This window comes from Embleya sp. NPDC005971 (assembly GCF_040629175.1).
Taxonomy (GTDB): Bacteria; Actinomycetota; Actinomycetes; order Streptomycetales; family Streptomycetaceae; genus Embleya.
Map to the genome: position 1 here is coordinate 77,793 of NZ_JBEXUX010000014.1, position 18,981 is coordinate 96,773.

18 protein-coding genes are annotated in these 18,981 nt (G+C 72.2%); 6 read left to right on the plus strand and 12 right to left on the minus strand.

Going from position 1 to position 18,981, the window contains the following annotated elements:
• Window positions 1-8 precede the first annotated feature (8 nt).
• Both ABZ374_RS15155 and ABZ374_RS15160 read left to right on the plus strand, forming a co-directional pair.
• On the plus strand, window positions 9-1,331 hold the full coding sequence (locus ABZ374_RS15155) for a nucleotidyl transferase AbiEii/AbiGii toxin family protein (protein WP_360310911.1): 1,323 nt from the start codon (window positions 9-11) through the stop codon (window positions 1,329-1,331).
• A 111-nt stretch (window positions 1,332-1,442) separates the two neighbouring features.
• A complete protein-coding gene (locus ABZ374_RS15160) occupies window positions 1,443-2,816 on the plus strand; it encodes a hypothetical protein (RefSeq protein ID WP_360310913.1) in 1,374 nt (457 codons plus the stop codon).
• Here ABZ374_RS15160 and ABZ374_RS15165 read toward each other — a convergent pair.
• A complete protein-coding gene (locus ABZ374_RS15165; RefSeq protein WP_360310915.1) occupies window positions 2,802-3,086 on the minus strand; it encodes a hypothetical protein in 285 nt (94 codons plus the stop codon). The genes ABZ374_RS15160 and ABZ374_RS15165 overlap by 15 nt on opposite strands.
• Window positions 3,087-3,304: 218 nt before the next feature.
• Here ABZ374_RS15165 and ABZ374_RS15170 point away from each other — a divergent pair, with 218 nt between their 5' ends.
• Window positions 3,305-3,964, plus strand: coding sequence for a hemerythrin domain-containing protein (locus ABZ374_RS15170; RefSeq protein ID WP_360310917.1), 660 nt, complete (start codon window positions 3,305-3,307; stop codon window positions 3,962-3,964).
• A gap of 119 nt (window positions 3,965-4,083) precedes the next feature.
• On the opposite strand, the gene ABZ374_RS15175 is transcribed toward ABZ374_RS15170, so the two are convergent.
• The 11 genes from ABZ374_RS15175 to ABZ374_RS15225 all read right to left on the minus strand — a co-directional run bounded on the left by ABZ374_RS15175 (window position 4,084) and on the right by ABZ374_RS15225 (window position 15,925).
• The gene (locus ABZ374_RS15175; RefSeq protein WP_360310919.1) at window positions 4,084-4,689 is read right to left on the minus strand and encodes a short chain dehydrogenase; all 606 of its coding nucleotides are present in this window, start codon (window positions 4,687-4,689) and stop codon (window positions 4,084-4,086) included.
• 119 nt (window positions 4,690-4,808) lie between these two features.
• Window positions 4,809-5,480 carry a FadR/GntR family transcriptional regulator gene (locus tag ABZ374_RS15180; protein WP_360310921.1) on the minus strand — a complete coding sequence of 224 codons (672 nt, stop codon included), beginning with the start codon at window positions 5,478-5,480 and terminating at the stop codon, window positions 4,809-4,811.
• Window positions 5,481-5,561: 81 nt separating this feature from the next.
• Window positions 5,562-6,548: a pyridoxal-phosphate dependent enzyme gene (locus tag ABZ374_RS15185; RefSeq protein WP_360310923.1), complete on the minus strand. Its 987-nt coding sequence runs from the start codon at window positions 6,546-6,548 to the stop codon at window positions 5,562-5,564.
• Window positions 6,549-6,649: 101 nt separating this feature from the next.
• Complete coding sequence (locus tag ABZ374_RS15190; protein ID WP_360310925.1) at window positions 6,650-7,525, minus strand: SDR family oxidoreductase; 876 nt, start codon at window positions 7,523-7,525, stop codon at window positions 6,650-6,652.
• A complete protein-coding gene (locus tag ABZ374_RS15195) occupies window positions 7,522-8,553 on the minus strand; it encodes an LLM class flavin-dependent oxidoreductase (protein WP_360310927.1) in 1,032 nt (343 codons plus the stop codon). The genes ABZ374_RS15190 and ABZ374_RS15195 overlap by 4 nt, the downstream gene beginning before the upstream one ends.
• A 104-nt stretch (window positions 8,554-8,657) precedes the next feature.
• Entirely contained in the window at window positions 8,658-9,071 is a 414-nt protein-coding gene (locus ABZ374_RS15200) for a hypothetical protein (RefSeq protein WP_360310929.1), read from the minus strand.
• Between the two features lie 91 nt (window positions 9,072-9,162).
• Entirely contained in the window at window positions 9,163-10,299 is a 1,137-nt protein-coding gene (locus tag ABZ374_RS15205) for a porin PorA family protein (protein WP_360310931.1), read from the minus strand.
• A 533-nt stretch (window positions 10,300-10,832) separates the two neighbouring features.
• On the minus strand, window positions 10,833-11,228 hold the full coding sequence (locus ABZ374_RS15210) for a Rid family hydrolase (protein ID WP_360310933.1): 396 nt from the start codon (window positions 11,226-11,228) through the stop codon (window positions 10,833-10,835).
• A 209-nt stretch (window positions 11,229-11,437) separates the two neighbouring features.
• Window positions 11,438-13,423 (minus strand): ABC transporter ATP-binding protein, encoded by a 1,986-nt coding sequence (locus ABZ374_RS15215; protein ID WP_360310935.1) that lies wholly within the window; start codon window positions 13,421-13,423, stop codon window positions 11,438-11,440.
• 438 nt (window positions 13,424-13,861) lie between these two features.
• Window positions 13,862-14,116 carry an acyl carrier protein gene (locus ABZ374_RS15220; RefSeq protein WP_360310937.1) on the minus strand — a complete coding sequence of 85 codons (255 nt, stop codon included), beginning with the start codon at window positions 14,114-14,116 and terminating at the stop codon, window positions 13,862-13,864.
• Window positions 14,117-14,497: 381 nt separating this feature from the next.
• Entirely contained in the window at window positions 14,498-15,925 is a 1,428-nt protein-coding gene (locus ABZ374_RS15225; RefSeq protein ID WP_360311059.1) for an aspartate aminotransferase family protein, read from the minus strand.
• 235 nt (window positions 15,926-16,160) lie between these two features.
• Between ABZ374_RS15225 and ABZ374_RS15230 the strand changes: the two genes are divergently transcribed.
• From ABZ374_RS15230 to lpdA, 3 genes are all read left to right on the plus strand, one after another.
• Window positions 16,161-16,625, plus strand: coding sequence for a PPOX class F420-dependent oxidoreductase (locus tag ABZ374_RS15230; RefSeq protein ID WP_360310939.1), 465 nt, complete (start codon window positions 16,161-16,163; stop codon window positions 16,623-16,625).
• A 106-nt stretch (window positions 16,626-16,731) separates the two neighbouring features.
• Window positions 16,732-17,481 carry a pyridoxamine 5'-phosphate oxidase family protein gene (locus tag ABZ374_RS15235; RefSeq protein ID WP_360310941.1) on the plus strand — a complete coding sequence of 250 codons (750 nt, stop codon included), beginning with the start codon at window positions 16,732-16,734 and terminating at the stop codon, window positions 17,479-17,481.
• A 46-nt stretch (window positions 17,482-17,527) separates the two neighbouring features.
• Window positions 17,528-18,934, plus strand: a complete 1,407-nt coding sequence (gene lpdA, locus ABZ374_RS15240; RefSeq protein WP_360310943.1) for a dihydrolipoyl dehydrogenase — start codon at window positions 17,528-17,530, stop codon at window positions 18,932-18,934.
• Window positions 18,935-18,981: the final 47 nt, after the last annotated feature.

Here is an 18,981-nt window from a genome sequence, read left to right on the forward strand (position 1 = left end):
AAGCGGCGATGACCGACAGCGGCGAGCGCAAGACCTGGCGGACCATCGGCTGGGGGCCGTGGGAGGACGACGACCTGCCGGCCGGGCCGTTGGACGAACAGACACGGCAACAACGCGAGTTGCCGCGCACGCTGGTGTCGGTGGCCGACCCCGGGGTGCGCCGGCGGCCGATCTTCGACCCCGCGCTCAAGCAGTACGGCAGCGCGATGCGGGCCGGTGAACCACGGTTCGCCGCGCCGGGTACCGCCGAGCGCTGGCACGATGCCCGCCGCCGAGCGGTCGACCACGTGCTGGCGGCGGTGGCCGAATCGCCGTGGGCAGGCCACCTGGTGCTGCGCGGCAGCATGCTGCTCCGGGCCTGGTACGGCCCGGCCGCCCGCGAGCCCGGCGACCTCGACTTCGTCGTGGTGCCCGCCACGTGGGAACTGGTCGAACCGCGCACCGAACGCATGTTCGCCGACATCGCCCGCGGCGCGGACGCCCGCTCGGCCGCGGCCGGCGACGTGCGGATCGACGCGGCCGGCGCGGTCGACGACGAGATCTGGACCTACGACCGGGTGCCCGGGCGGCGCCTGGTCCTGCCCTGGCGGGCGGCCGGGTTGCCGTCGGGCATCGTGCAACTCGACTTCGTCTTCAACGAGTCGCTGCCCACGGCGGCCGAATACACCGACGTGCCGTGCCGCGACGGCTCCGGGACGCACCGGATCCTGGCCGCGACCGCCGAGCAGTCGCTGGCCTGGAAACTGCTGTGGCTGCTCTCGGACTCCTATCCGCAGGGCAAGGACCTCTACGACGCGGTGTTGTTGGCCGAGTCGACGCCGCTGCGGGCCGAACTGCTGCACCGCACCCTGGTCGCCGGCGAGCCGCACTGGGCCGGACGGCGCGTCTCGGCCGCGACGTTCGTCGACCAGGACGCCGACTGGGACGAGTTCGTCAAGGAATACCCCGACATCGGCGGCACCGCCGAGGAGTTCATGGGCCGGCTGCTCACCGCACTGGAACCGGTCTTCGCCGAGGAGAGCGCCGGGCCCGCCGTCGACGGCTACGCCTGGCGCCTGCGTTGGCTCGGGCAACTGCTCCCCGACGCACGTCGGGCGGCGGCCCGCGCCGGCATGCCGGCACTGGTGGAGTGGCTCAAGGGCCGCGGGCTGGGTCTGGCCGAGAGCATCGTGATCATCCGCGAGGTGGTCGGCCCGGACCGGTGCACCCTCGATCAAGCGGCCGACGCGTATGTCGCCGAACTGCCTTACACATCGGGCGAACTGGGCTACTACACGCGCAACCCCGAGGTGATTCGGGACGCGCTGGGAGCATTGCGCGAAGCGGTCTGATCGGGGCCGGGCCGGTCGACGCGACCGACCACCGCACCCACCGCACCCACCGCACCCGTCGCACCCGTCGCACCCGTCGCACCCGTCGTGCCATCGCACCGGAGGGATCCCGTGAACACCATCCATCCGTCCGTGGCCAGGGCCGTCTTCACCCTGGCCGATCCCGCCGTGGTACCCACCCTGGTGCGGCGGCTCGGCAGCGAACTCGCGCCGGTGTTGCGGCTGATGTCCACCGTGCCGACGGCCCTGACCGACGCGGTGCGAAGCTCGGGCCACGCCGAACTGATCGCCGCGATCGAGGAACGCGAGGAAGGCGAGGAACGCGAGCCGCGCGAGGATGGCGGGCAGCGCGAGCCGCGGCGCACCCGCGCCGACCAGCCGATGCCGCGCACCGCGCCGCCGCTTCCGCTGCCCGCCGTCGGGGAGCCCGATCCCGGTCCCGGGCTCGACCGGGCCACCCCCGGGGGCCCGGTCGAGCGGGCCGCCCGAGGCGACCTGACCGCCGCCGAGGTGGACACGCTCCTCGACCTGGACGATCCGCACGTGGACGCGCGGTTGTTCGCCGGCTCGCTGCTGCCCGACAACGAACGGGCCCGGCTGCTGGCGGGCGTTCGCCGCGACGGCACCCGAGGCCCGGTGCCCGGCCCGCTCACGACCCTGCTGTGGGACGCCGAGCTGGGCCGCTGCGCCGACTGGCTGACCGCGGGAATGACCTCGGGCGATCCGGAGGTGGCCCGGGTCGTCGTCAACCGGCTGCCGCTGCGCACCGAGGCCGGCCGGTTGCGGGTGGTCGTCGGGGTGTGGACTCGACACGGCCGCACCCGGGCGCGGCGGTTGCTGACCGAGGCCGAGTTCCCCCTCGCCACGCGCGAGGCGATCGAGGACGCCTTCGGGCGATCCGACGGCCTGGCCGTGCTCGGCGCGCGGCTGGCCGGCGAGGAGGATCCCGAACGGGTCGTGGCGCACCTGCGCGACGGCGATGACCGGGAACAGCGTGAGCGGGTCGACGACATCCTCGCCGACGGCGGCGACCTCCCGTGGGCGGAACTGCTCCGCGCGCATCGGGCCGCCGCGTTGCCCGCGGCGCTGCATCTTCGACTCGCGGAAATCCCGGACTGCTCATACGAGTTGTCGGTCGCGCTGCTGGCCAGGGGATTGCCCGAGCAGGCCCGGAACGAACCGTGGCTGCACGAGGCGCTGGTCGACGGCCGGCTGTCCGGCGCCGACCTGCTGCGGTATGCCCGTCCCGCCCGCGTGGTGTGGTCGATCCTCGCCGGCGTCGACGCGCGCACCTCTCCCGAATGGTGGGCCTCGGGCGTGCCCCGGGTCGAGGCGAACGCTCTGGTCGCCGAATACCTGGGCGGCGACGCCGAGGCGTGGATCGTGGCACTGCGCCTGTTCCCGGACTTCACCGGCACGATCGTGGAACTGCTGGCCACCGCACGGGCGGTGGCCGCCGATCGGCCCGGCTCAGCGACCGAGTGAGCCGCCGGCCGGCGCCGGGACCGCATCGGCGTCGTGGCCCGCGTCCGGAAGATCGCCGAGGCCGAGCAGGTCGAGTTGGGTGGGGCCGCCGGCCCGGTCGGCCCGGCCGGTCGCCTCGACGGCCGGCGTCCACGAGCCCCGGCAGGAGATCGGTGCGTCGTCGGTGCGGGCGTGGCCGGGATCGTCGTGCCGCCAGAGGGCGTGCGTCTCGGTCACCGCGACGCGGCGACCGCACACGCCGCAGGTGCCTCGTGGCCGATGCGTGTTCATCTCCCCATGATGTCCGATCGGGCGGACAACGACCGGTTCGAGGGCCGATGCGCCCGCCGCCGGCACGCGGGGGCGGGCACCCGCAGGCGCGCCGGCGGGAAAGTCGTGGGCGCGGACCGGTCACATTCGTGGACCCGGAGCCGTCATGGGTGTGTCGGGTGACAACGAGTCGCCGCCGACACCGTCGAGGTCGACAGACCGCGAAATCGGAGCACACCATGACCGGCAAGACCTTCAAGAACGACATGTCGATGATGTACGCGTTCCACGACGCGCTCCGTCGGGAACTCGGGCGGATCGCCAAGATCACCGCCGAGGCGACCGACGACCCGCGCCAAGTGCTCCAGGCAGCGCTCGGCTGGGAACTGTTCAAGAGCTACCTGCACGTCCACCACGGCGCCGAGGACGACGTGTTGTGGCCGGTGATCCGGGCGGCGGTGCGAGACCTTCCGGACGAACTCGCCGTGATCGAGGCGATGGAGGCCGAGCACGCCGTCGTCGATCCCGGTCTGGACGCCGTCGACACCGCGCTCGCGGACCGCGAGGGCGGGCCGGAGCGGCTGGCGACGATCGTCGAGCGCCTGGTGGGTGGGCTGGGCGCGCACCTCAAGCACGAAGAGGACGAGGCACTGGTGATCATCGACCGGCACGCCACGCCGGAACTGCTCCAGCGCTTCGGTTTCGAGCACGGCCTCCGGATCGGCGACGACAGTCCCCGATACCTGCCGTGGCTCCTGGACGGCGCGAGCGCGGACACGGTCGCGACCGTGATCGGCCGACTCCCCGAACCACTGCGCCTGGCCTACCGGGACGAGTGGCAGCCCGCGTACGCCGGGCTGGACGTGTGGGGCCCCGAGCGCGGCTCGACCGAGGTCTGAACGGTTCCCACCGCCGCGCGTGGCGAACCCGCGCCCGCGCTCGGCGGCGAGCGCCGACCCGGGTGCCGAGCCGAGGAAGCCCCGGACTCGGTGGCCCCGGGCAGGCGCCGCCCCGGCGGCTACCAGCCCACTCGGAAGTTCTGCCCGGTCTGGCCGCCCTCGATCGAGCGACGGTAGGCCATCGCGGCCGTCGCCACGTCGACCGGCGGGAAGCCCGGGAAGAACGTGTCGTACGCCGCCAGCGATTCGGTGAACATCGTCGGGCTGACCGAGTTGATCCGCAATCCGCGCGGGAGTTCGATCGCGGCGCCGCGCACGAACGCGTCGATGCCGCCGTTGGCCATCGAGGCCATCGATCCGGTCGGGATCGCCTCGCCCGACAGGATGCCGGTGATCAGCGTGAACGAGCCGTTGTCCGCCACGAAGTCGAGCCCGCCCCTTACCAGTTCGACCTGGCCGAGCAGTTTGTCCAGCGCCGCGCGCTCGGTGTCGGCGCGGGTCAGCTCGCCGAGCGCCTTGAACGGCACACCCCCGGCCGCACAGGCGACCGCGTCGACCCGGCCGACCTGTGCGTACATCGCCGCCACCGACTCGGCGTCGGTGATGTCCACCGTGACATCGGCCTTGGTGCTCCGGGACGCGGTGACCACGTCGTGCCGCTCGCGCAACAGCGTGGTGACCGCCGTACCCAGCACGCCGGTGGCACCGACCACGAGAACCTTCACGACAACCTCCGCTGTGGACCGATATATCGCTGCTGTCGATACCCGCCGATCCTCGCCGGTCCGGTCGGGATGGGCAACCGACGTGTGCCGCAACGGTTGCCCGCGGTCGCCGACACCGCTCAGGTCATCCGCCGCAGCCACTGCTCGACACCGCTGATGTGCACCGTCGACCACGCGTGCGCCGCGCTCGCGTCCCGGCACTCCAACGCGTCCACGATCGCGTGGTGTTCGCGGATCGTGCGCTGCCACGAGTCGTCCTCGGTCAGGCCGCGCCAGGTCCGGGCGCGCATGGTCGGGCCGGACAACGTCTCCAGCAGCGAGCACAACACCTGGTTGCCGCCGAACACCGCGATCTGGTGATGAAAGCGCAGGTCCTGCTCGATCAACGCGTCGTGCCCGGCATCGGGACCCGGCGGATCGGCGAGCGCGCGCAGCGTCGCGACGCCCTCGGCGTCGATCAGTTCGGCGGCCAGCGCGGTGGCCGCCGGTTCCAGGATCCGCCGAACCTGGAGGAAGTCGAGCACGCTCTTGTCGTGGTGGAAATCCACCACGAACGAGATCGCGCCGAGCAACAACGTCGGCTCCAGGCTGGTCACATACGTACCGTCGCCCTGCCGCACGTCCAGGATCCGGATCAGCGACAGCGCCTTGACCGCCTCGCGCAGCGAATTGCGGGACAGCCCGAGCCGGGCCGCCAGATCGGCCTCCTTGGGCAGTTTCTCGCCGGGCTGAAGCTCCCCGGACACGATCATGCCCTTGATCTTGTCGATGGCCTCGTCTGTGACCGCCACGCCGCTGACTCCTCCGGAGATCCGATGACTCCCCAGTATGGCGGGCCTCGGCGCGGCACGCGGGGTGGACGCCGGCACGAATCAGTCGCCCTCGCGACCCAGCGCCGCGATCTCGGCCGCGGAGGCGTTGCCGCCCGAGCACACCACGGCGATCCGCCGACCGGCGAACTCGGTCGGGTGGACCAGTACGGCCGCCAACGCCGCGGCGCCCGCGCCCTCGGCCAGGGTGTGCGCGTGCGTCGCCAGCAGCCGCTGGGCGTGCGCGATGTCCGCGTCCGAGACCAGGAGGAAGTCGGCGAGCCCGGACCGCAGCACCCGCTGCGGGAGCTCGAACCCCCGGCCGGTGGCCAGGCCGTCCACGGTGGTGACGTTGGCGCGGGTGACGCACGCGCCGGCCCGCCACGAGTCGTGCGCGGCCGGCGCGGCGCTCGACTGCACGCCGATCACCCGGCAGCCCGGCGCGAGTTCGGCGGCCACCAGCACCGCGCCGGCGGCACCGGTGCCACTGCCCACCGGGACCAGCACCGCGTCCAGGTCGGGCTCGGCGGTGAGGATCTCCAGGTACGCCGTACCCACCCCGGCCACCAGCGCAGCCGTGTCGCCCGGGCTGACCAGGAGCCGGCCCTCGGTCAGGGCGTACACCTCGGCCCGCGCCTGGGCGCCGGCCATGTCCGCGCCGTGCAGCAACACCTCGGCGCCGAGCGCGCGCACCGCCCGCACCTTGGCCGGATTCGCCCCGGCCGGCATCACCACCGTGCACGACGCGTCGAACGCGGCACACGCGTACGCGATCGACTGCGCGTGGTTGCCCGTCGAGTAGGTGACCAGCCCCCGGGCCCGCTCCGCCGGACTCAGGCCGGCCAGCAGGGTCAGCCCGCCCCGGACCTTGAAGGCGCCGACCGGTTGCACGTTCTCGTGCTTGACGTACACCTGCGCCCCGGTGGCCGCGTCCAGGGCGGGATACGACCACATCGGGGTCGGCGGCAGGTGCTCGGCGAGGAACTCGCGAGCGGCCACGACGTCGGCGAAGGTGGGGTCGGCTGCGGGGCGGGCGAGATCGGCGTTCATGTCGCCATCGTGGGGTGCGGACCGGTCATCGGTCCAATGCCCACCTGCCGGAACGCGGGCCCAACCCGGTCGTCCGGGCTTCGGGTGGCCGGGGCCGGTGCTCAGTCCGTCGTGCCCTCCCCATGGATCCGGGCCAGGATCTGCGGATTGCTCACATGCACCGGGACGTTGTCCTCGTCGAACAGACCGAGTCGGTGCAACGCGCCGCCTTCCACCGGGATCACCGCGCCGGTGGTGTACGCGGACAGGTCGGAGATCAGGAACAGTACGGCCGCCGCCACGTCGGCCGGCGTCCCGCGTCGGCGCAGCGGGACCCCTCGGCCGGCGAGCGCCGGATCCGCCGCGGTGGTGGTCGCGCGCGGCGTGGTGATCGAGCCGGCCGCGACCCCGTTGACCCGGATCCCGTACCGGCCCCATTCCAGGGCCAGCGTCCGGGTCAACCCGAGCACCGCGGCCTTGGCCGTGCCGTAACCCACGTGGTAGGGCGCCGCGACCACGCCGCCGGTGGAGTTGATGGTCACGATCGAACCGGGCGCCTCGTGCTCGACCAGGTGCCGGGCCACGGCCTGGGACAGCCACATCACATGATGCAGGTTCAGGTCGAAGGACTGGTCCCACTGCGCCCGGTCGAAGTCGAGCGCGGGCGCCCAGTGCGGCAACAGGCTGCCGCCGACGACGTTGACCAGCCCGTACAACTCGCCCGGCGCGGCGGCGGCCCGCTCCACCACGGCCGCGACGCCTTCGGCCGTCGACACGTCCGCACACACCGTCAGCAGCGTGCCGGGCGATCCGCCCAGGCCGGCCGTGTCGGCCAACTCGGCCTCGATCGCGGCCAGTCGCTCGGCGTCGCGATCCACGCCCAGCACGGTGGCGCCGGCTTCCAGCAGCCCTCGGGCGCAGGTCGTGCCGATCCCGCCGCCACCGGCCCCGGAGACGATCACCGTGCGGCCGGCCAACCTGATGCGTTCGGCTATCACTGCTGTGCTCCCTGTGCGGTCGTGGGGTTGCCGGGCGTCGCGTCGCGCACCGGAGTGTCGGTGGTCTCGATGGCGGTGTCACGTGTCGGATCGGTGCCGGCGGCCCGCAGCCGCGGGAGCACCTCCAGGCCCAGCGCGGCGATCTGCTCGCGGGCCGCATCGGCGGATACACCGGGCACGTGGATCCGCAGGTTGACGCAGGTGGCGCCGATCTCGGCGCGCAGCGCTGCCAGTTCGTCGGCCAGCGCGCCGGCGTCGGAATGGCAGACGAAGCCGGTGCCGCGCCAATGGCGCAGCGCTGCCGCCGGGGAGTACCCGCGATACACGTGCAACTGCCGCTCGAACGCCTCGCGCGGCGGATCGCCGAGCCACACCCGACGGATCAGCACCCGCGGCCCGACCCCGCCGGCGTCGAGGTACCGGTCCGTCAGTTCGCGCAGCCGGCCGGCCTCGGAGCCGCCGTCGAAGAGGATCCCGGCACCGGCCTGCGCCGCGCGCCGCACCGCGCCCGGACTCATCGCCGCGGCGACCACCGGCACCGGCCGGGCGGCACACCCGAACAGGGCGCGGTCACCGGCCAGTTCGCCCAGCTCCGCACCACGCAGCAGCGCGGTCAGCCGGGGCAGCCCGGCCCGAAAGGCGGCGGTGCGAGCGGCGAAGTCCCGCTCCAGCAGCCGGAAATCGAGCTCCAGGCCGCCGATCGCGACGCCGACGCCCACCCGACCGGGATGCAGCGCGGCCAGCCAGGCCACCTCCTCGGCGAGCAGCACGACCGGTCGCAGCGGCAACAGCACGGGCGCCGCGGCGGCCCACCCGGTCGGCATGCGATCCAACATCCAGCCGGCCACCTGGAGCGGATTGGGCAGGTATCCGGCGAAGCCGCCGTGGTGCTCGCTGGTCATCACGCCGTCGAACCCGTGGTCCGCGGCGAGTACGGCCTGGCCGATCGCCTCCGCGACCACGCCCGGGGCGTCGAGCCCGTCGTGCGGATAGATCCGCAGCGAGACGGACCCGGCCCCAAACGGCACCGCCGCCCGGGCCGCATCGAACCGCCGGTGCGATTCAACCGATTTCGTCGGTTTCGTAGGCTCCGCCGACACGCCACCACATCCCCTCGATCGGGTGCCGGCGATCATGGCAGAGCACTCGCGCCGATGAAACCATCACGAGATGTGCTAAGTGCGGGCCCGAAGGCGGTCGGTGTCGCCACATGGATACGGCGTCCATGCGGCCTCGCACGGGGTGGCCTCGATGGTCGGGCTCTGCGGGATCGCCGCGAAGGCGGTGCGGAGTTCGGCCGCGAAGATGTCACGGCCGGGTTCGTCGCGGCGAGGCGGCGGCCGAGGCGGACCCGGCGCGACCATGCCTCGTTGGTCATCCGGTCCACGGCGGCGAGCAACGCGTCCCGGAGGAAATGCCGCACCGTCCCGCCGGTGACGGGGCGGGTCTCCCACTCTTCGGTGAAGGCCGTCCACATGTCCTGGGTCGGCGCCATGACCACGTCTTCCTTGCCCGCGAAGGTGTGGAAGAACGTGCGCTTGACCATGTGGCCCCGCCCCGACCCGGCCCCGGACACGACCTCGGCCGGGCCGGGGCCACTGCGCCCGACCCGCTGGGTCGGCCGACGGCTCGGCGGACTATTGGTTGCCGGTCGATGTGTTTCGCTCCGACCCGGTACCGGCCGCCGACCCGGTACCGGCCGCCGAGCCGGCTGCCGGGGGCGGACTCGTGTCGGGGGTCGCGTCCGACCCGGCCTCGGTCCGGGGCCCCGGCAGCGTCGCGTCGGATCGGCCTCGACGGGCCCGGCGTTCGAGCCAGGCGGCCAGGGCGAGCAGCGCCAGGCCCAGCAGGAGCGCGGCCGACGGCGCCACGACGCCGAGCAGCCACAGCGCCTGCGCACCGTCGGCCGCGGTGTCGGCCAACTCCGCGCGCGAGGCCGGCGTCGTGGTCATGTGCAGCGACAACACCGGGAAGACCTCGGTCTGCCCGCCGGACACCGACGCGGCGGTCGCGGTGACCCCCTGGGTCGACTCCAGGTCCACGGTGACGCCGGTCTCGCTGTCGACCCAGCCGGTCAGGTCGGTGGTCGCGGTGTAGGCCAGTGGGACCGGGTCGGCCTGCCCGGCCAGTTCCGGCGGCCGGCCCGGGAACGCGACGCCGGCCAGGCCCAGTACGGCCGCCCTGGGCATCGCCGGGGGCAGTGTGCGCAGCGACTCCGGGTCGGCGAGCGGGCCGCTGGTACGGATCCTGAAGACGTACGTCTCCCGACCGGCGCGCCGCTCGGTCCGTACATAGGTGGCCGGGATGGTGGTCTGGGTCGGCGAATCCCAGTACGGATAGTTCTTCTTCTTGGGCTCCAACGGGAAGCCCGCGGTCAGGCCCCGATGCGGTTCGGCCGGGACGCCCTTGGGAATCGGCCGGTCGAGCAGGGACTTGCGGTCCACCGACCACCGCTTCTCGATCGTGGTGAGCGCCTGTTTCTGCGGGCCGGACACCACGGTGCGATCGCTCAGCACGACGGTCGAGCCGGAGGCGTGCACCGCGTGCACATGCCGATCCACGGTGACCGGCAGGTCGCGCACGATGGCTCCGGGCAGGTTGCCCGCCTGCAACGCCTGTGCGTCCAGCAGGGTCATGCCGCCGGCGAAGTGCATCGTGAAGTCGGCGTCGTCGGGCACCTGATGCACGGCGGGCAACACGGCGAACCGGGTCACCGCGCTCGTCGCGACGAGCAACGTGGCGGCGGCGCCGAGATACCAGGACGACTTTCTCATCAGACCAGCCTCCGCAGGTCGCCGGTCGGCCCGGGAGGGCCGGATGTCCTCCCGTCGCGTCGGCGCACGCGACCTGATGGCCCGTACCCCACCAGGATTCGAAACGGATCGCGTCAGATACCACGATTCCCGTCCCAGCCGGACCCGGTGGTGGTATATCGGGCAACCACACGCGGCGTCACCACATGGGGAACCACCCACGCCGGCAACCGCGTTGGGACTCGCCGACGCAACGTCCGCGCCACCTTCGCGCCGATGCCGCGCACGACCGCGACCCGCCGACCGGGCCTCCCACACCGACGGAAGCGTGAGCCTGACCTCCCCGGACAGCGGGCACACCATCGAACCCGGTAGCCGTTCACGTTCCGCGTCCGGATGTTGTACAAGTCCCGGTTCGACGCGGGCAACGGTCGGCCGCGCAACGTCCGGGCGATCGAGTCGACCCGGCGTAGTGCCGTGACCGGTCCGTAGCGCGCCGATCGGGCGCGTTCGGCGCGGGAGTTGCCCCGCCGAGCGCGCCCGGCGCCGTGTTGCTAGCGCACCGCCAGGCCCTCGATCTCGATCAGCATGTCCGGGTCGGAGAGTGCGGTGACGCCGACCAGGGCGGTCGCCGGGCGGCAGTTCTCCTGTTCCAGGCGGGCGGTGATCACATCGAAGTGGCGGGTGACGTCCGCGACGTCGACCGCGAAGTAGCGCAGTTGCACCACGTGCGCGAAGGTGAAGCCGGCCTCGGCCAGCGTCTCGGCGAGCCGGTCGAACGTGGTCTCGATCTGTCCGCGCAGATCGCGCACGTGCACGATCTCGCCGTCGGGGCCCCGGGACTCGTGGCCGGCCAACACCAGCCAGCGGTCCGGGTCCGTCACCGACACGGCGCGGTTGTACCCGAGCCGGTTGCCGAACATCCGAGGTCCGATGTCCTGCCTGTGCATCCCGTCACCCTTCGTCGTGATCGGCTCCGACCCTTGGGCGAAAGCCACGAATCGGAACAAATCCCGCCGGTGACTCTAGCCAGAACAACCGCCGTCGGCGCAGCGAACACGCCGGGGCACGATGGATCGGCGCGGCGTGCCCCTGCCGGGCGACCTTGCCCGGCCCCGGTCGGCGGCGGCTCGCGACGCCTCCGCGCCGGCCCTCCGGGTCAGCTCTCCACCTTCACCGCCCGCGCATGCCGGACGGGCGGGACGGTCGCCTCCGACCGGATGCCGTACTGCGCCGCCTGGGCCGTGTACATCGCCCGATAGCGACCCGCGTCGAGTGCCATCAGGCCGTCGTGGTTGCCCTGTTCGATCAACCGCCCGCCCTCCAGCACGTAGATCAGGTCGGCGGTGGCGGTCGCGGCCAGCCGATGGGTGATCAGCAGTACCGTCGTTCCGTCCTCGGTCATCGACCGCAGCGCGGCGAACGCGGCGATCTCCGCCTCCGGATCCAGCGCCGAGGTCGGCTCGTCGACGATCACGAACGGCGCGCCGCGATAGCGGGTCCGGGCGTTGCCGATCTTCTGCCATTGGCCGCCGGAGATCTGCGAACCGCGTTGGTAGCCCTTGACGATCAGGGTGTCCCACCCGTGCGGCAACGTGCCGACCAGCTCGCTCGCATCGGCCCGGGCGACCGCCCTCTCCACCCGGGCCTGGTCGACCGGCCGGTCGGCGCGGCCGATGAAGACGTTGGCGCGTGCGGTCATCGCCCAGCGCGGGAAGTCCTGCCCGAGCACCGCCACCCGATCGAAGATGCGATCCCGATCGGCGTCGCGAACGTCCACCCCGCCCCAGCTCAGCGTGCCCTCGGTGGGCAACAGCAGGCCGGCGACCAGCTTGGACAGCGTGGTCTTGCCCGAGCCGTTCTCGCCGACCAGGGCGACCACCTTGCCCGCCGGGATGCGCAGGCTGACCCGGTCCAGCGCCGGCGTTTCGTTGCCGGGATAGCGGTACGAGACACGATCCAGCCGCACCTCGTCCACCACCGGCGGCAGCGGCAGTCCGCCGGTCGGGATCGCCCGTCGCTCCGACTCGGCGCAGGCGTCCTCCAGGTCGCGCAGATACAGGGATTCCTCGTACAGCCGGTTGACCTGCATGACCAGCGCGGTGAGGCCGCTGGTGCAGGTACGGATCGCGATCACCGCGGTACCGCCCGCGGCCAGCGGCATGCCGCCCTCGGTGAGCAGCAGCCACAACGCCGCGTACACCAGCATCGCGCCGACCCCGGACATCGCGGACGCGGTCGCCTGGGTCAGGCCCTTGGCGTGCGCGAGTCGGCGGTGTTCGGCCTCCATCGTGGAGGACATGTCCTCGAACGCGTCCAGTACCAACGCGCCCGCACGGTGCGCCCGCACCTCGGCCGCCGGTGCCGGCTCGATCAGGCTGCGCCCGAGAATCTCGATCGCCCGCCGGTGCTCCAGCCAGGCGTGCGCGGATTCGTGTCGGCGACGCGCGGACCGTACCGCGCCCCAGCCCTTGGGCGCCGCGACCAGGAACAACAACGGCAGCAGGATCGGGTTCAGCAGGGTCAACACGCCGCCGGTGGCGACCAGGCCGACCAGCGCGTTGATCACCGCCACCGAGGCGCCGATCATGTGCCGCACCGAGTCGGTACCGAACCGGCCCGCGTCCAACATGCGATGGAAGCGAGCCTCCTCGAACGCCTGGAGTTCCACCCGGGCGGCGAGCCGGTAGTAGCGGGCCGTACAGACTCGTTCGACCTGTGGTTCGAGCCGGCTGGTCGCCCCCACCGAGACCGCCGCGAGCAACGCCGACACGGCGGTGACGCCCACGATGAACAGCAGGGCCGGCGCGGCGTCGCGCAGCCGGTCGGTGGTCGGCACGTCGGCGAACAGCGCCACCAGCGCCCGATTGGTGGCGAGCAGGCCCAGCCCGGCCGCGAGCCCCTGACCGATCTCGGCCACCAGCAGGGCGAGCACCGCGGGCCGATCCACCGTCCAGGCGGCGCGGGTGACCACCGCGACCATGCTCGGCAGTTGCCGCGCCATCGCCCAGAACGACACGCGCAGCAGCGGTTGTTCGTGCTCGGTGAAGGACAGGTCGTAGCGCAACGCGCCGCCGAACAACAACTGTTCGGACTCCGACACCGGGATCTTCCGCCGCTCGGACGCGCGTCGACGGAACTTCATCGGCCCTCCTGGGGCGGAATGGGTCGGGGGCGGTGGATCGGCGGGTGGGCCGGTGTGGGCTCGTGCGGGCGCATGGGTGCGGATGCGGATGCGGATGCCGGGCCGGGCGCCGGTGTGGGTGTGGGAGTCGGCGTGGATGCGGATGCGGATGCGGGGCAGGGTGCCGGTGTCGGTGTGCGGAGAGTCTCGGATCGTGGTGGTGTCGGGTCCAAGGTGACCAATTCCCTTTCGGTCCCGGGTTGTTGGCTGACGACCGCACATGCTGCCCCTCGGCCCGGTGGGTCGGACAGGGCGTATGGGTGTACGAGCCGGGCGCATCCCACCCATGGCGACCGCGGGCGCCCTGCGAGCGCCGCGGGCGCTCCCGGTGCCCGGGGCTGCTCGCGGGTGCCCGGGCGCGGCGACCCGGACGTCGGGAATTCCGACCCCGACCTGCCGCTACCCGCTGCGGCCCGCCCGGGCCTGGGCGACGAACTCGGCCAAACCGCTGGGGGTGGCGCGTTCCAGGATCACCTTCGGCTCGACGGCGATGCCGTACCGCTTGCCGAGGACGTCCGCGAACTCGATCGCGAGGATCGCGTCCACTCCGAGTTCCGCGAAGGTGTCGTCCGGGTCGACCCGGGAGATGTCGAGCGAGACGAGTCTGGCGGTCTGATCGACGATCTCGTCGAGAAGGGCGGCGTTCACGGGCATGGTGAGGCTCCTTGACGGGTCGTGGATGCGTCCCAGGCGCGGGATGTCGAGGTGCGCGGGATGTCCGAGGTGATCGGCAGCACGACGACACGAGCGATCCTGGGGCAGACGTGGGGAGTTCGCCCGTACTCGGCCGTCGGCCCGTGCCGAGGGTCGCCCACCGGCCCGACCCCGGCTCCTGTCGTACGGGAAACGCTAATGGGCGCCCGGGTTCCGGCGGTAGAACGGGACCGATCCGGCGCGGGTGGCGAAGCGTGGCGAATGCTTCGGGAGCTTTCAAGGCTCGGGGTGTCGGGGGCTTGGGGGGCTTTGGACACGGCGGACACGGCGGGCGCGACGGGCGCTACCGGAGCGCCGGCTGCGCGCCCGGTCCGCCCGTTGTCACAGCGGTGGGTTGAGGCCCTCGAAGAAGGCCAGGAGCGCCGCCTCGCGCAGGTGCGCCGGGAGGTGGTCCAGGAGCGCGTGCACCGGCGCCAGTCGACCGTCGGTCAACAGGCCCGCCTTGAACATGAGTTCGGTCAGCGCGTCGGCGGTCACCCCCGCCTCGGAGGCGGCCAGGGCGGTGAGTTCGTCGACCGCGAGCAGTTGCTCCGGAGTGGGCAGCGGGTCGCGGTCCCCGGCCGCGCGTACCGCCGACCGCAGCGCGGTGAGCAGTTCGGGTACGTGCGGGCCGTGCGTCGCGGTCATCGTCAGGTGGATCGTCGGCGGGATGCCGGTTTGGGAGAGCTGGGGTTGTACGGCCCAGCCCAGGCGCTCCAACTCGTCCAGGAACGCGAAGAAGTCCACGCCGTCCGTGGTCACCGCGACCAGACTCGTCGCGGGCGCACCGAGCACACGCAGCCCCTCGATGCCCGCGATCCCCTCCACCAGCTCGGCGGTGGCGGCCAGTGTCCGGGTGACCAGGTCGCGGTAGCCGGCGGCGCCGAGATGGCGCAGCACCGCCCACGCGGCGGCGATCAGGCCGCCGGACTTCGAACTCTGCATCGTCGAGTTGACGACCGGATAGCCGGTCCAGTCGGATGCGACGAAGTACTGCGTCCGGCGCAGCGCCGCGGTGCGGTACAGCACGATCGAGCAACCCTTGGGCGCGTAGCCATACTTGTGCAGATCCACCGAGATCGAGTCCACCCCCGGCACCCGGAAGTCCCAGGCCGGCACGGGATGTCCGAGCTGTTCGGCGAACGGCAGCACCCAGCCGCCGATACACGCGTCCACGTGGCAGCGCACGCCGCGTCGCGCACAGATCGCGGCGATCTCGGGGATCGTGTCCACGACGCCGTGTCCGTAGGAGGGTGCCGAGGCGACCACCAGGACGGTGTCGTCGGTGATCGCCCGTTCGATCGCGGCGACATCGGCGGTCATCCGGACCGGGTCGATGTCCACGATCACCGGGTCGAGGCCGAAGTACTTCGCGGCCTTGGCCCAGGCCGCGTGTGCCGAGCGGGCGAACACGATTTGTGGGCGCACGATTTCGGGCCGGGCGTCGCGGGCCGCCTTGGCCGCCAGCAGGCAGCTCTCGGTTCCGCCGCTGGTCCAGCTACCGGCCGCGCCGGCGGGTGCGTGCAGCATCTCGCCGACGGCCGCGACCACTTGGTGCTCCAGCGTCGCGACGCTCGGGAACGAGGTCGGATAGAGGCCGTTCACGTGCAGATACAGCTCGAACGCCCGTACGGCGACCGCTTCGACGGAAGCCGCGCCGGAATCGAACGTATTGGCCACTCCGGGCCGCCCCCGCCCGGGTTCGTCTCCGGCGTGCATGGCCGTCAACTCCGCCAGCACCTCGTCCACCGACCGGCCGTCCGCGAACATGCCCACGTGTGCCTCCCCGACTGCGACTGTGGTCTCGTCCCCGTCGGGCTTCGATGCGGCCCGGTCACGGGTTCCGGCACCGTAGCGCGGCGGGCCGGCGATGTCTGTACCCGCCGCAGGTCGGGGCGGGTCCGGTGGTGGGTGGGTGTGTTGCGGCCGGGATGAATCGGGCCGCGTTGCCTAGGGTTGGCGGTACTTCAAGGACGCATTCCGAGCCGTCTCGAAAGGCACTCCGATGGCAATCGCGACCGCACGCCACCCCGACTCGGCCGAACTCCTCGCCTTCCTCCGCCCGCGTCATCGCGGGCTGCTCGCCACGACCCGCGCCGACGGGCGTCCGCAGATGTCGCCGGTGTCCTGCGGCGTGGACGAGGCGGGCCGGATCGTCGTCTCCACCTATCCCGACCGGGCCAAGACCCGGAACGCCCGCCGGAACGAACGGGTGTCGATGTGCGTGGTGTCCGACGACTGGAACGGCCCGTACGTGCAGGTGGACGGCCGGGCCGAGGTGTTGGACATGCCGGCGGCGCTGGAGCCGCTGGTCGAGTACTTCCGGTGCATCTCGGGTGAGCACCCCGACTGGGACGAGTATCGCGAGGCGATGCGCAGGCAGGGCAAGTCGCTGATCCGCGTGCACATCGAGCGTTGGGGGCCGATCGCCACCGGCGGCTTCCCGGCTCATCGGGCGGCGGGGGGATAGGGGGCGGGTGGGGGTGGTGTCCGGGCGCCGGTGGGGCGCCCGGAGGGCGCGCCGCCGATCGGCGCAATGCCCGCCGAAACCGGCTCGTGGGGGGTGGGCTGGTGGGATGACCGAGGAGACTGCGGGTACCGTCCGTCCATCCGTCGATGCGTTGCCCGGCCGGGTGGCCGCCCGGCGGCGCGAACTCGGGCTCTCCGTTGCGGACATCGCCCGCCGTACCGGACTGCCCGGAACATGGGTGCACTCCGTCGAGAGTGCGGCCACCGCACCCTCCGCACCCGGCTTGTCCCGACTGGCCGACGCGCTCGAAACCACCGTCGACGACCTGCTCTCCGCGCCACCGGCCGGCTTCACGCACCGGATCCCGCCCCGACCGCCGGGCCGGGACGCGGGCCCGGGGCGGGAGTTGGTGGAGATGACGGACGAGGAGTGTCAGGCGCATCTGCAGTTGCAACTGGTCGGCCGGATCGCCGCCTTGGAGGGGCCCGAGCCGTTCGTCGTGCCGGTCAACTACGTGATGCTCGGGCGCGACGTGATGTTCTGTACGGCCGCCGACGCGATGCCGGCCCGGGTCGAGGGCCCGGTCCTGTTCGAGGTGGACGACATCATCGACGCGGCCAAGATCGGCTGGAGCGTACTGATCCGCGGCACGGCGGAGCCGGACCAGGACCCGGCGGACTTCCCTGCGGCCGGCGACGCGCCTTGGCCGGCGGGGCGCCGGGACGTGTGCATCCGGATCCGGGCGGAGCGGGTGACGGGACGGCGGTTGCGGCCGGTGATGGGGGAGGCGGGGGCGCAGGGCTCAGAGGGCTCACCGGGCTCACCGGGCTCGCAGGGGTTGGAAGGCGATCGATAGGGGGACGGGCCGCCGCCGATCGTCCCGGCCGCATATCGTGTCGATCATGAGTACACACTTTGACGTCGTTGTCCTGGGCGCGGGTCCGGGCGGATACACCGCAGCGGTTCGCAGCGCACAGCTCGGGCTGCGGGTCGCGGTCGTCGAGCAGAAGTACTGGGGCGGCGTCTGCCTGAACGTCGGCTGCATCCCGTCGAAGGCACTGCTGCGCAACGCGGAACTCGCGCACATCTTCACGCAGGAGGCCAAGACCTTCGGGATTCGCGTCGAGGGTTCGGTGACGTTCGACTACGACGCGGCGTTCAAGCGCAGCCGCAAGGTCGCCGACGGTCGGGTCAACGGCGTGCACTACCTGATGAAGAAGAACAACATCACCGAGTACGACGGCCGCGGCGCGTTCGTCGACGCACACACGCTCGACGTCTCGCTCACGGCCGGCGGCGTCGAGACCGTCACCTTCGACCACTGCATCATCGCGGCGGGGGCGACCACGCGCCTGCTGCCGGGCACCTCGCTCAGCGAGCGGGTGGTCACCTACGAGGAGCAGATCCTCACCGACCGGCTGCCGGAGAGCATCATCATCGCGGGCGCCGGCGCGATCGGCGTCGAGTTCGCGTACGTACTGCACAACTACGGCGTGAAGGTGACCATCGTCGAGTTCCTCGATCGGGTCGTCCCGCTGGAGGACGTCGAGGTATCCACCGAACTCGCCAAGCGCTACCGCCGGTTGGGCATCGAGATCCTGACCTCCACGCGAGTCGAGTCGATCGACGACGGCGACCCGAACGCCAAGGTCCGGGTCACCGTCACCCGCGACGGGCAGCAGCAGGTCCTGGAGGCGGACAAGGTCCTCCAGGCGATCGGTTTCGCCCCGCGGGTGACCGGCTACGGCCTGGAGACCATCGGCGTGCGCCTCACCGAGCGCGGCGCGATCGACGTGGACGGCCGGGGCCGTACCAACATCCCGCACATCTACGCGATCGGCGACGTCACGGCGAAGCTGATGCTCGCACACGCGGCCGAGTCGATGGCGGTGATCGCCGCCGAGACGATCGCGGGTGCCGAGACGATGGAACTCGACTTCGTGATGATCCCGCGCGCGACCTACTGCCAGCCGCAGATCGCCAGCTTCGGCTGGACCGAGGCGCAGGCCCGGGAGCAGGGCTTCGACGTCCAGGTCGCCAAGTTCCCGTTCACCGCCAACGGCAAGGCACACGGCCTGGGCGACCCGGTCGGCTTCGTCAAGGTGATCAGCGACCGCACCCACGGCGAACTCCTCGGCGCCCACCTGATCGGCCCCGAGGTCACCGAACTCCTCCCCGAACTCACCCTGGCCCAACAGTGGGACCTCACCGTCCACGAGGTGGCCCGCAACGTCCACGCCCACCCGACCCTCGGCGAAGCCGTCAAGGAAGCCATCCACGGCCTCGCCGGCCACATGATCAACATGTAGCAGTCGACTCCCGGAGCACTCTGCAATCCACCCCGGCCGTCGAGCGC